This window comes from Alteromonas sp. 5NW40-0090, from assembly GCF_057552975.1.
This window is the reverse complement of sequence record NZ_BAAJLT010000010.1, coordinates 46612-59583: the sequence shown is the minus strand read 5'-3', so window position 1 is coordinate 59583 and position 12972 is coordinate 46612. Positions and strand designations below refer to the sequence as shown.

Sequence of the window (12972 nt, the reverse complement as noted above, 5' to 3'; positions counted from 1 at the left end):
ACGCGAAATAGTTGTAACATACCTTCCTAAATAAAGGCGCGTAAGAGCGCTTTTATTTTCTCTGTTTCTTTTAGGCTGGTAAAAATATTCTTGATAAATCAATTCTCTATTCTTCACAACGAAAATAAAAAAAAGCACGTTGAATCGATTGTCGCAATGGCGGTTTATCAAGCAGACAACGCTAGGTGGCTCAAAGAGGCTATCGAAAGTATAACTAGCCAAAGTTATACAGACTTTCTTTTTGTTATTGTTATTGATGGGTCTGTGCCAGACTCAATTATCAAAGTGCTTGAAGGTGCCGCTAGAAATGATGAGAGGGTTGTTCTAGGGCAAAATAGCCACAATATTGGGCTCGCAAGCAGTATGAATTCTGTCATCGATTTCGGTTTAGCGTTTAATCCGTCCTTTTTTGTTCGAATGGACGCAGACGATATCTCTGAAGAATACCGACTTTTGCGTCAAATCACTTATCTTAAAAAGCACAGTAATATTTCCGTATTAGGATCAGCGCTGACTGAAATCAACGAAAGCGGCAATAAGGTGGGAGCACGTGTAATGCCGGCATCTCACAAGCAGATCATACGCATATTACCAAGGCGTTGTTCTCTCAATCACCCTACCGTAGTTATTCGGTACAATGTGTTTCTTGATGGGCACAGATACAATGGTGACTTACTTAACACTCAAGACTATTTTTTCTGGATTACTCTTGCTTCACAAGGGTATATTTTCAGGAATTTAAAGGACCGTTTGTTAAAATTTAGGAGAGTGAATAACTTCTATAAGCGCCGGGGACTGAGCAAGTCTCTCAATGAATTCAAAGCGCGAATATACGCGATAACCAAGCTAAAGCAATATTCTCCTTATAATTTTTTCTATGCATGCGGTGTATTGTCGTTGCGTTTAATGCCCGGTAAAGTTGTTAAACTAGCGTATAAACTCGACCGTCACTTACTAGAGAGGTTTAGTAAGCATTGAAAACAGGCGTTGTCGTAATACTCTATAATCCGGATTTTAGTCACGTTGCTGAGATCATTAGGGCTTTCAGTGCGCCTGAGTGGGATTTAGTGTTCGTTGATAACACGCCAAGCGCTGACGACCGCCTTAGTGATCCTCGTTTCGAATACATTCATTGTGGTACCAATGTGGGCATTGCTAAAGCCCAAAATATTGGCCTGAAAACGCTTTTTGATAGAGGCGTTGAATATGCGTTTTTACTAGACCAAGATAGTCTATTTACGCCCACTATTGCCGTTGAGTTATTGCATCAGTATAGAACTTTGGAGGAAAGCTCTTCCATTGCTGCCATAGGTCCTTCTATTTACTGTCAATTTTCAGATTGCGTTGACCAAGGTGTTTTACAAAAAGGCAAAAAAATCTCTGAGAGCTTAAAAGAAGTAAAACAAATAATAGCTTCAGGCATGCTTCTTTCTCGCCACGCTTTTGACCGAGTAGGAGAAAAAGAGAATGGCCTATTTATTGACGGCGTCGATCACGAATGGTGCTGGCGTGCACGAGCCAAGGGCATGACTATTTATCAGTCGCTTAGCGCCTGTATGCCTCATCGACAGGGAGATGACAGAGTCAAGGTGTGTGGAATTACCTTTAAGCAAGGGGCACCCACTAGGCTCTACTACCAATTTCGGAATGTATTAATTCTAGCAAGACGTCGTTATGTTCCACTTTATTGGAAGCTTCGTCATGTTTGTGCAATACCAGTAAGGTACATTGTTAATCGATTTTGTTTTGGTCAGGGACATGAGAGAGGCAAATACATGCGTTTAGGGCTCAAAGATGGTCTCAAACATCGCAGTGGCTCGATCCAACCCGATAAATTCGTAAAATAGCGTCGGTATTTGGCAACGTGTCGCTAGTTAACGAGTAGATACAGTGAAAAATTTTCGCGTGACCCTTTCACTAATTTGGTGCATTAGATATTATTTATCCCAAATTTTGTGCGTTTAACGGTGATTGAAAGCTGTAATGCCCATTTTCAAGACATTAATGCTCTAAAAGGGTAATTGGAACATCGATTGCATTACTCTTGATAACAACATTGAATATAACCAGCTTAAGGAAGAAATGACGACGAGATGTCGACTTGAGCGTGTAATTAGGATTTTAAGAAGGATATTAACTAATGAGTCAGGTTAAAAAAGCGGTGATCCCTGTAGCAGGTCTAGGGACCAGAATGCTTCCAGCAACAAAAGCCATCCCTAAAGAGATGTTACCAGTGGTTGATAAGCCGCTCATTCAATATGTAGTAAGTGAGTGTGTTGCTGCAGGGCTAAAAGAAATTATCCTAGTAACACACGCGAGTAAAAACAGCATTGAAAACCACTTTGACACCTCTTTTGAGCTAGAAGCCACGCTAGAAAAACGTGTTAAACGCCAACTGCTAGAAGAAGTTCAGTCAATCTGCCCTAAAGATGTAACTATCATGCATATTCGTCAGGGTGTTGCTAATGGGTTGGGACACGCTGTGTTGTGCGCGCGCCCATTAATTGGCGATGCGCCATTTGCGGTAGTGCTACCTGACGTAATCATTGATGATGCAGCAAGTAATCCTAAGAAGGATAACCTTGCAGACATGGTGGCCAAATTTAACACCAGCCGAGTAAGCCAGGTTATGGTAGAGCAGGTGCCAGACGAAGATATTTCTAAATTCGGTATCGCAGATCTAGACGGCGCGGCTATTGCCCCAGGAGAGTCAGCGAAGATACACAAGATGGTAGAGAAGCCGCCTCGCGACGAAGCACCTTCTGACCTTGCTGTGGTAGGCCGATACGTTCTGTCAGAAAAAGTCTGGGATCTTTTAGAGTTCACGCCTCCAGGAGCGGGCGGTGAAGTTCAGCTGACTGATGCTATTGATGCATTGATGAAACTTGAACAGGTTGATGCTTACTACATGAAAGGTAAGAGTCACGACTGTGGCAGTAAGTTAGGTTACATGAAAGCTAACGTTGAATACGCGTTACGTCACCCGTCGTTAGGCGACGAATTTAAAGAGTACTTAGCTTCTGTTTTAAAATAGTTTTATTAGAGTTTGTTGTCCGGCACTATATATCAAGATAAAACAGTCTAGTGCAATCAAATAGCTTAAAACGATAAAAAATGCGCCTTTACGGCGCATTTTTTATGCTGGGAGCCAGCGTACCGCTCATTCGTTTTATCTCGTCTATCTTACCTGTACATAGCCTTCAATTTTGTTAAGCATTTTTTCGCCAATACCTTTGACTTGGGTTAGCTGAGCAACTTCAAGAAACGGTCCCACTTCTTCTCGATATTTAACAATTGCTTTCGCTTTAGATTTTCCAACGCCGGGTAGGGTGATCAATTGCTCTACGGTCGCTGAGTTTAAATCGATACGTTGTTGCTGGTCTGTACCTTGATTAAACGGAGCATTGTCGCTATTCGCCTCTTGAGCACAAACCGCTGGCGCTTGAATGGCTAGTGCAGATAGTACGAGTAAACCTGAGATTAATTTTTTCATCATCTTTCCTTGTATGTGGCTAAACGCGCCATAAACGTTATCGGCGCTGCAATTTAGCTAATTGAGATTAAAAGGTGTACCTGAAGCACACAGATTTTCTAATTCTTGACAATAAATAGGCTAAGTCGAGACGGCATACGTCTCACTTAATCACCTAGTTACAAAATTCGTCGTACTTCAGCGTGTACACATAAGATGATAAAGGCGGGTTGAAAAAGTGGTAGTCCAGTTTTAGTACAGTTTTTATTAAAAAAAAGCGGGGAAATAAATAAAAAAACGGGCTAAAAAGCCCGTTTTGAATTAATGGTTGGGTTAACGCATATGAAGCCTATAGGCGGTCAAGAAGCGCTTGTGTGAATTCTGTTGTACCAGCCTCACCACCAAGGTCACGAGTTGTGCGGTCGCCAGATTCGATCACATCTTTCAGTGCTGCGCGAATTTTCTCTGCTTTATCGCCCATATTTAGGTACTCAAGCATTTGTGCCGCGGCCAAGATTACTGACGTCGGGTTAGCTAGGTTCTTACCTGCGATGTCTGGTGCAGAGCCGTGAACCGCTTCAAAGATTGCACAATCTTCACCGATGTTCGCGCCAGGTGCCATACCAAGACCACCGACAAGACCGGCACACAGGTCAGATAGGATGTCACCGAAAAGATTCGTTGTAACAATAACGTCAAACTGGTGCGGATTCATAACAAGCTGCATACAACAGTTATCAACAATCATTTCCGCTGATTCGATGTCTGGGTAACGCTCACCAACTTCACGGGCAACTTTTAGGAATAAGCCTGAAGTTGATTTAAGAATGTTAGCTTTATGAACTGCAGTGACTTTCTTGCGGCCTTCGCGACGGGCAAGTTCGTAAGCAAAAGTTACGATTTTTTCAGCGCCGTCACGAGTAATCTTACTCATTGCTTCAGCTTCATTACCGTCTTCTGAAACAACTTGGCCAAGACCAGAATACATACCCTGCGTGTTTTCACGAACGGTAATGATGTCGATATCTTCGTAACGTGCCTTAGTGCCTTTGAAAGACATTACTGGACGAAGGTTTGCGTACAGCTTGAACTGCTTACGAAGACTTACGTTGATAGATGTGAAGCCTTCACCAACGGGGGTGGTTAAAGGGCCTTTTAGGGCAACTTTGTTTTTAGCGATCAGGTCTAATGTTTCTTGAGGTAGTAGCTCGCCATGTTCTTCCAGTGCAACTAAGCCCGCATCGGCATAGTCATAGGCAAAGTCACAGCCAACCTTATCTAGAATTTTTGTGGTTGCATCGATAATGTCCGGGCCAATGCCGTCACCGCGAATGACTGTAATACGTTGCTGAGTCATGTGGAGGGATCCTCTGGTAATTCTGTTGTCAAAATCGTTAGGTTTATTCAATTTTTAGCGTGACGCTTAAAGCGCCAAATTCTGCCTGCTTACTTATTATAATGGAAAATGTAGGGAAAAAGGGTAAAGCACTGCAAAAGTTGCCGTATTTTATATGATAGCCGGCGCAAGTTATAGCCATTCGTAAAGATTAATTGAAGCGGGTAGGGATAAATATTGATATCTGGGAGTAATGCGGCTGATAAAGGTCCAAAAGCGCTAAACGGCCAGGGGGCAAAAAAGCAAGTGTCCATTGCATTCGAGTGCTGCAGATATATCTTCGCGCTTGATACCAAGAATATTTAAAAGCGTTCTTACCTTTATATCTTGAAGGAGAGAGTAAATATTTTGATCAAACAAACAGGCTTTTGCCAGTGCAAAGCTTAACACCATAATCGCTTGTTCTTTTTGGATTGATTTTGGAACGTCAGAGCTCAACTTCCCGCATTGGTGTATAACAGCACGCCATGTCGAGCTCTGATGCCAACTTCCGGCAAGTTCAGAAGCTATTGCGAGCCATGTCGTGTCGGTTTTTACCTTAAATGTGTTATTGATTGAAACGGTTTTGGTTAGGTCGACAGGCAAGGACTGAGACACCTTAAAGCCGGGTAGTGTGAACAGCGGTGTGCAAATAAACGTCATTGTTAATGCCGCTGACTGTGGCGTAAATTTTGAATCTGCAACTTGAGCAAAATGACTTGCAAATGAACACGCAAGAAGCGTGATTTGTTTGCACATTCCCATCAAAGGGAATTGATTTTGCGTAAGCCGTTCTAACAGAGCAGACTGGATGAGCATATCGCCCACGCGCTCTATACCATACGTTAGCACCGCCTGTTTTATGCTCTTAACTGGCAACTGTAATCTGTTGTCCTGGCTCGCAGTGTGGATTAAAAAGTGATTAAAAGTGGGCACTTTTTGAATCTTTTCACACAACTCATCAATAACAACATCTCGCTTCTGCAACTCATCAATAATAGTAATGAGGGCTTTTGGTGGGTGTTGTATTGCAAATGTGGACGGTAGAAATGGTGATCCGCCTTGGTTTGCCCTGGCGTGGGCCGTGTCTGTGTACAGCGCAACAAAGTGTTCAAAAGGTAGCGAGAGAGAAACGGGAGCGCGAATAGACGATAAAGGTAGCCACTTACCATCTTCATCATCCTTACTCAGCATGAAAACAAATCCATGATTTTGCTGAATATCTACCAAAGCGCCCGGTACGCCTTCAGCATAAACTTTTGCGCCGGGAAGTAAGCCGTTGAAAAGAGGGATGAGATGGGATAAATGATGTCTATGGTGCGCGGGTAGGCGAACTGCTACGCGTGAGAACACTATTTTGTAGTCAGCTTTCTTCTTTCCATTGGCGAAAACACCTGCCAGAAGACAAAGTCTTTGCGCTAAATTGAGCCGGTTGTCGGCGATATATTGACTTTGCTTTTCACTCCGGAACGCTTTTTGTAACTTTATCGTATCTAACCAAACAGCCAGATTGTGCTTACGCAAAAAGCGAAGTACATCTGGTATCGTATCGCGGGGCGTGTTGCCATCTGCCAGCCAAAGGGTGGCGAGCATAGATGCGAGAACGTGCTGTAAATAATGCTCGTTAAATCGACACAACTTACCGAATAGTGCGAGTAATAAAAGTTGCTGTGTGCCTTTAGGCAAGTCATTATCGATGTGAAGGGTGGCTGCAGCTAGCGCTGGATTGGCGTTAACCAACGTTAATATTCGCTTTGCGTTTTTTAGCCAATGATTAATACGCTGCTCGACCGATAAATCAGCCTCGCCTACATGTATAAGGCGCTTAAGTGTGGAAATGATGCCGGTCAATCTCCATCCTTCTTAACTTTTTTGGTAGCTAGAGTAAGCCCCTTCACCCCAAGCGATAAGTTTATCGTTTTCGAAAAGTAATGGCGTGCACTCATCTTGTGTTGTTAATCCGTCCGCCCGCACATGTTGGGTTCTAAAAAACATAACCTGAATTGCAGTAGCACCTTGTCGCTTGGCTTCTGTAATATCAGGCGAGCCTAGCAAAGCAAGTACCTCTTCTCGGGTACTACCTAACTTCAATTTTGTGATTTGAACGCGGTTGTATTCTTCACGGTCCTTCCAATCCATATTTTCAGGTTTATCGGGATAAAAAGCGATAACCATAAAAACAAACACCGCATATAAAGCGACGCCAGCTAAAATTAGACGAATAACCTTGGTATTCATGACCGTTACTTCTCGTTTTCTATACTCAAATGTTAGTGAGGGATATCAATGTCAAAAGCATGAGCATTAGAAAAAGGAAGCTCGTTGCATGTAACATTTTTTCGTTTAAATACACTCTTGGTAAGTGTACCTTAAAATGCCTATTAAACATAAGTAGTAAACGTAAGCAAATGCGTCGCCAATAATTCGGCTTTTTTTAGCTGTTTTTCACAACATAGCAAGGTTCGTAAGCACTACCTGGAAGCTTCATTCGATGTTGCTTTACAAACGACTCGAGTAGCGTATCAACCTTCTCCATCAGTGTACTATCACCGGTGAGCTCAAACGGACCATGTTTTTTGATTTGAGCAATGCCTTCTGCTTTTACGTTACCCGCAACAATGCCTGAAAACGCTTTGCGCAAATTGGCCGCTAGATCACTTTTACTTTGATCTAAGTGCAGTTGAAGGTCGGCCATACTCTCATGCGTTGGAATAAAGGGCTGTTGAAAGTCTTGTTCAATTTTTAATGACCAATTAAAGCTGAATGCGTCACCCATCGCACCTCTGAATTTCTTCACTTTTTCAAGGTGTTTATTCATGGTGCGTGCTACTTCTTCTGGGTCATCTACAATGATTTGATATTTTGATTGTGCTTCTGGACCCAGTGTTGCACCAACAAAAGTGTCTATGGCTTCAAAGTATTCTTCGCTACCAGCAGGCCCTGTTAGAATGAAAGGAAAAGGTTGCTGCGCATTGCGTTCATTCATCAAAATGCCAAGTAGATAAAGTAATTCTTCGGCAGTGCCTACACCGCCAGGAAACACGATAATGCCATGTCCTAGTCTTACAAACGCCTCTAAACGCTTTTCAATATCAGGCATGATAATGAGCTCGTTGACAATGGCATTGGGCGGCTCGGCGGCAATAATACTCGGCTCAGAAATGCCAATGTAACGGCCTGTCTTGTGGCGTTGCTTTGCATGGCCAATGGTAGCGCCTTTCATCGGGCCCTTCATCGCGCCAGGTCCACATCCTGTGCAAATATTCATGTCGCGCAAGCCGAGCTGATAGCCCACTTCTTTCGTGTATTTGTACTCAACTTGATTAATGGAATGGCCGCCCCAGCAGACAATGGTGTTTACGCCATTGTTCCCTTCAAGCGCTTTAGCGTGGCGTAGCATGTCAAACACCATGTCTGTGATGTCGTTACCTTCAGCCGGTGCGGTTTGATGAAGAAATGCGTACTTGTTACCCATATAAAGTAGGTCGCGAAGGACCGCAAATAGATGTTCGTGCACACCACGAACGAGTTTTTCGTCAACGAAAGCCACTTCAGGAGGGTTCACGAGTTCTATTTTTACGCCTCGTTCACGACGAATGAGTTTTATTTCAAAATTTTCATAAGGAGCAAAAAGTGCTTCGAAATTGTCTTCGTCAACGCCGCTGTTCAATACTGCAAGGCAACAGTTTCTGAACATAGCAAAGAGCTCGCTGTTAGTGGCGTCTTGAAGGCGAGAAACTTCTACTTGTGATAGCTGGCTCATCCAGCCAACAGGGTTAAGCTGCACTTTCTTCATATTTTTACTTCCTATAAGTCAGTGCTTAAATCAGTGACTACGAGGTTGCGGCCGTTCCGTTTTGCTTTATAGAGATACTCATCGGCGCGTTCAAACACAGTTTCGGTAGTGTCATTGTCATTGAAACAGGTTGCGCCAAAAGATGCGGTGATTTTTACTTTTTCTTGCTTGAATTTAAACGGCATTGCAGCAAGTTTAGTTCTAACTTCATTAAGCTTTTCATCTATATCTGCCATCTGCGCCTGAGGCAGTAGCATTACAAACTCTTCTCCTCCCCACCTGGCAATAAAATCATTTTCGGACAAACTTTGTTTTAAGAATTTACTTACTACCTGAAGGGTTTTATCGCCTGCTGCGTGCCCGAATCTATCGTTGATTGACTTAAAATGATCAATATCCACAACGGCAACCGCAAGCAAGTCACCATTTTCTTTAAACTTGGTGAAAGCGGCTTCTAGTCTCTCATTATACGCCTGCCTGTTTGGAAGCCGAGTGAGCGGGTCGGTGCGGCTTTGCATTGCTTGTTCGGCTAGCTTCTTTTTATAGACGCTGGTTTGCTGCTGAAGTGTATATATTCGCGATTGCATAGAGGAGAGCAGTGCCATTAGCGCTTCTTGACCTTGCTGGTCGTTGCTTTGCTGCTCGCTTAACGTAGTCACAAGCTTTTCTACGCGAAACTGTGTCTGCTCTTTAAGTGCTTCTAGAGAACTGCTTTCCGATACGGCTTCTTCGATGTGAATAATGTCACGTTTAAGTTGCTCATTACCAGCTTGGCGCTGCTCGAACTGGGCTTGGCTACCTTGGATAGTATTGCTGACGTCGCTACTCACTTCACCTAATGAACGGTGCAGACTCTGAATCACTTTTCCTGTTAAGCTCGCCTCTGACATAGCGTCTTGAACGATCATGCGCAAAATTACAACGCAGCTTTTAAGCAGCTGGTCTTCATCCATGCCTTCATCAAGACGTTGCTTTATATCATTGAGTTGCTGATCGTTAGGTTTTTTTTGCGCATAAGAAGCAATAAGGTGATTGAGCTCAACCAAAATAGAACGGTAGTGAGGGTTATCATCTTTAATCGAACGAGCCGATGTGCTTTCATTGTTAGTGGACTTAGTTTCTGTAATTTCAGATGGCTCAAGTCCAACCATTTCCTTGTTGAGCGCAATGCGGTGAAGCGCAATGGCTTTTGAATAGAGTTTGTAAATACTGAAGATATCACCTACAGGTTGATTTAGCTTAATCAATTCCTGTGTGGTTAACCCTTTTAATTCAGTATCTTCAAATACTATTTTCTGTAGTTGTTTCATTGCATCTTCTAGCGATGAAACAGTATCAACACTGTATTTTCTGAGCGTTATTTCTTGATGCTGAAGTGATTTGTTGAGTTTCTCTATGCTCACAGCGGCAAGACTAAAATTAGGTGTGCCAGAAAGGTGGCCTCGTAACACCTTAAGTTCAGTATCGATCTTATCCGAGAAGCCCTCATAAAATGCTGAGAGTTTCACAATAAACTGACAAAGAAGCGCGTTATTTTGTTTTAGGGTTTGTAGTTGTTTTGCTTCCATAATCTCGTCTTTGTTTTAATTCGCTATTACTGCCGCGGCTTAGGTAGCGTTGGTCGGTACTTCACCGTTATATTACTGACGTGCTTGACGATGATTAGCATAAGGCGCTTCGTAATTTGAACGGAAAGGATTGATATCTAAACCTCCTCGTCGTGTGTAACGCGCACAAACGGTTAACTTATCTGGCTGACAATGCTGCATGATGTCGTTGTAAATGCGCTCAACGCATTGCTCATGAAACTCGTTATGTTGCCTAAAGCTAATTAGATATTTCAAAAGCCCTTCGTGTTCAATGGCTTTTCCTTCATACCTAATTTGAATACTAGCCCAATCTGGCTGACTTGTGATTAAACAATTAGATTTAAGTAAATGAGAAACGAGCGTCTCTTGAACTCCTGCTTCACTTTTCGCAACAGTCAAATATTGAGTATTAGGTGAATATTGATCGATTTCTACATCCAGACTATCTAACAAGGTTCCGTTAAATTCTTGGAATTGTAGCGAAGAAAACTGCTCTGGAAGGATTAGCTTTACCTTAACAGGCTCTCCAGCGCACGCTGATAAGTCGGCTTGTAGTACTTGTTGTACGTCTTCTGCCGAAGCAAACTTTGTTTGATTGAAGCTATTCAAATACAGTTTGAACGATTTTGATTCAATTAGATTCTTCGAGGTAATAGGGACATGGCACTCTAAAATTGCCACATTAGGTTTACCCTTGAGATTAAGCCAAGACAGCTCGTATCCCGTCCAGGTATCTATGCCATCAAAAGGTAAACCTGAGCCGGCCAAGTTTAACGTATCACGACTTAAACTGCGCGGCACGCCTTGCAACAAGCCAGGGTTATATTCAAATTCATAGTCAACCTGTTTACCCAAGGAGAGGTCATCAGGTGCAGAGATAGTAATTTTTTGAGGTGAGTTGTCCGTCGACATAAGAACCTTTTATGCATCTACGCGGGATTTAAATTGTTGAACTGCACAGCGACCCACAGTCTTACAGCACAGTAGAATTAACCCCAGTATTGACTTAACTGTTTAGTTGTATAGTGTACCCCAAAAATACGCAGGTAACGTCATAATGGCTCTAACAATTTCAGCACAATTAGATAAATTTGTATCATCTTATGTCGAACAGGCCGAGGGCGAGGGACTCAAGATAGCATTTGATAGCGAGTGGTCCTCGCCGTGCTATGAGAGGACGGCGCAAGACGGTGAACTTGTAAGATGGTCTCCTACGCTTCAATCGCCTGTGCAGTCTTTCAGTAATGTTGAAGAGGCATTATCGCTAAAGCTAAATCCTGACTACTGCGAGTATTTTACTCGTTACTACAGCGATAATTTAAAGGCTAACGCCCCGCAAGGTCGCTGTGAATTGCTTCAAGTTTTCAATTCCGAAGATTTCGAGCGACTTCAGCAAAACTTGATTGGGCATTTGTTGATGAAGCAAAGACTTAGGCAAGCGCCAACATTGTTTTTTGGTTTAACTGACGAAGAAGATTTTATTTTAACCGTTGTCAACGAAAGTGGCGAAGTGGCACTCGAGCAGGTTGGCAGAGAGCCTGCCAAAATTCTTGCGCCATCTCTTGCGGTGTTTATTGAGCAACTTACACCTGCTATATGACGTTAACGCTTTGACTGACGTCAATCAGACCTAAAATTACCGGCCTGCAAGACTAAAAGCTATTGGGCGTTAATAATTTGATGTAGCGCCCGCTTCAACTCCGCCACTTCTTTTTCTAAGGTCTCTATCCGTGTATGCAAATTGCTCGACTCATCAGTTGTGGCGACAGGGTTTTGTTGCGATACGTTTTCTTCGTTAGATACCTCTAGCTTAGGTTTGTGTGCGTTAAATCGCTTAATCGCTTCAATAGCTTCGGTTACCGATACCTTAAAGGGTGCTTTTGCACGTAAAATGCCTACGGACGGTGTTTTTCCTTCTTTATGCATTTGAAGGCACAAAACGTGAAGTTGCTGCAGGTTAGCGTTACTCATAATACGAAAATGGTTCAAAGTCGTGAATAGTAGCAGTGTAGCCTGTCTACGTAGTCAATTTCACTAATAAGTTACTGATTTCACTATTTTTTAAAGTCTTCTTAGAATGGTTTCATTAAAATTATCATAAAAATCAATGGTTTAATTTTTGGCCTTAATCTTGTTTATCAATCATAAATTACATTATCACGCATAAACGCAGTGGTTCTAACGTTAGCGTATTTATGTCTATTCAGTGTCGGTTCACAAAGTAGGCGTAGTATCGAATAAAAACAACACACATAATTAAGGAATTCACATGAAAACGGTTCTTCTTTCAGTCGCTTTGGCATCTTCAGTTTTGCTTTCAGGTTGTGTCGTATCAGTAGGTGGCGGTTCAGATAGTCACTATGGTGCTGATTGGGAAGACAGAGAGTTTAACAATCGTAAACACATTGCGAATCTTGAAACAGGGACAACTTACGAAAGTGTATTGAGAAAAATGGGCGTTGCGGATTTCAACGAACTATTCGAAAAGCAAGACGGCACATATCGCGTACTTTACTACCGAACTCAAAAAACGATGGGCGATGGTATCACCACAAAAGATGAGTGTACGCCGTTGGTTTTCAGAAATGGAAACTTAGTAGGCTGGGGTGACAGTGCTTACAGCTTAATGCACTAATAAATCGTCAGTTGGTAATTGATACGAAAGTAGGTATTACTTACTATTTTTAAATGTTAATAAAAAGTTAACATGTAGGGGGTTTTCGCGTAGGCTAAAGTTTGA

At 42.6% G+C, this 12972-nt stretch carries 13 protein-coding genes; 5 read left to right on the top strand and 8 right to left on the bottom strand.

Going from position 1 to position 12972, the window contains the following annotated elements:
• Positions 1-90 precede the first annotated feature (90 nt).
• From AC27KT_RS13540 to galU, 3 genes are all read left to right on the top strand, one after another.
• Positions 91-978, top strand: coding sequence for a glycosyltransferase (locus AC27KT_RS13540; RefSeq protein ID WP_487130771.1), 888 nt, complete (start codon positions 91-93; stop codon positions 976-978).
• Positions 975-1847, top strand: a complete 873-nt coding sequence (locus AC27KT_RS13535) for a glycosyltransferase family 2 protein (RefSeq protein ID WP_487130769.1) — start codon at positions 975-977, stop codon at positions 1845-1847. The genes AC27KT_RS13540 and AC27KT_RS13535 overlap by 4 nt, the downstream gene beginning before the upstream one ends.
• Positions 1848-2140: 293 nt before the next feature.
• Complete coding sequence (gene galU, locus AC27KT_RS13530) at positions 2141-3034, top strand: UTP--glucose-1-phosphate uridylyltransferase GalU (RefSeq protein ID WP_487130767.1); 894 nt, start codon at positions 2141-2143, stop codon at positions 3032-3034.
• A gap of 144 nt (positions 3035-3178) precedes the next feature.
• On the opposite strand, the gene AC27KT_RS13525 is transcribed toward galU, so the two are convergent.
• The 7 genes from AC27KT_RS13525 to queF form a co-directional block, all read right to left on the bottom strand.
• Positions 3179-3493: a ComEA family DNA-binding protein gene (locus tag AC27KT_RS13525; protein WP_487130765.1), complete on the bottom strand. Its 315-nt coding sequence runs from the start codon at positions 3491-3493 to the stop codon at positions 3179-3181.
• A 328-nt stretch (positions 3494-3821) separates the two neighbouring features.
• Positions 3822-4829 carry an isocitrate dehydrogenase gene (locus AC27KT_RS13520; protein ID WP_039223286.1) on the bottom strand — a complete coding sequence of 336 codons (1008 nt, stop codon included), beginning with the start codon at positions 4827-4829 and terminating at the stop codon, positions 3822-3824.
• A 258-nt stretch (positions 4830-5087) separates the two neighbouring features.
• Complete coding sequence (locus tag AC27KT_RS13515; protein ID WP_487130763.1) at positions 5088-6698, bottom strand: histidine kinase; 1611 nt, start codon at positions 6696-6698, stop codon at positions 5088-5090.
• 12 nt (positions 6699-6710) lie between these two features.
• The gene (locus AC27KT_RS13510; protein ID WP_269918820.1) at positions 6711-7085 is read right to left on the bottom strand and encodes a DUF3192 domain-containing protein; all 375 of its coding nucleotides are present in this window, start codon (positions 7083-7085) and stop codon (positions 6711-6713) included.
• A 196-nt stretch (positions 7086-7281) separates the two neighbouring features.
• On the bottom strand, positions 7282-8643 hold the full coding sequence (gene ppnN / locus AC27KT_RS13505; RefSeq protein ID WP_487130760.1) for a nucleotide 5'-monophosphate nucleosidase PpnN: 1362 nt from the start codon (positions 8641-8643) through the stop codon (positions 7282-7284).
• A gap of 11 nt (positions 8644-8654) precedes the next feature.
• Complete coding sequence (locus AC27KT_RS13500; protein WP_487130758.1) at positions 8655-10211, bottom strand: GGDEF domain-containing protein; 1557 nt, start codon at positions 10209-10211, stop codon at positions 8655-8657.
• Positions 10212-10283: 72 nt separating this feature from the next.
• Positions 10284-11144 carry an NADPH-dependent 7-cyano-7-deazaguanine reductase QueF gene (gene queF / locus AC27KT_RS13495; RefSeq protein ID WP_487130757.1) on the bottom strand — a complete coding sequence of 287 codons (861 nt, stop codon included), beginning with the start codon at positions 11142-11144 and terminating at the stop codon, positions 10284-10286.
• 145 nt (positions 11145-11289) lie between these two features.
• Here queF and syd point away from each other — a divergent pair, with 145 nt between their 5' ends.
• Positions 11290-11832, top strand: a complete 543-nt coding sequence (gene syd, locus AC27KT_RS13490) for a SecY-interacting protein (protein WP_487130756.1) — start codon at positions 11290-11292, stop codon at positions 11830-11832.
• Between the two features lie 59 nt (positions 11833-11891).
• On the opposite strand, the gene AC27KT_RS13485 is transcribed toward syd, so the two are convergent.
• Positions 11892-12203 (bottom strand): hypothetical protein, encoded by a 312-nt coding sequence (locus AC27KT_RS13485; RefSeq protein WP_487130755.1) that lies wholly within the window; start codon positions 12201-12203, stop codon positions 11892-11894.
• A 298-nt stretch (positions 12204-12501) separates the two neighbouring features.
• Here AC27KT_RS13485 and AC27KT_RS13480 point away from each other — a divergent pair, with 298 nt between their 5' ends.
• The gene (locus AC27KT_RS13480; protein ID WP_014948542.1) at positions 12502-12867 is read left to right on the top strand and encodes a DUF3192 domain-containing protein; all 366 of its coding nucleotides are present in this window, start codon (positions 12502-12504) and stop codon (positions 12865-12867) included.
• Positions 12868-12972: the final 105 nt, after the last annotated feature.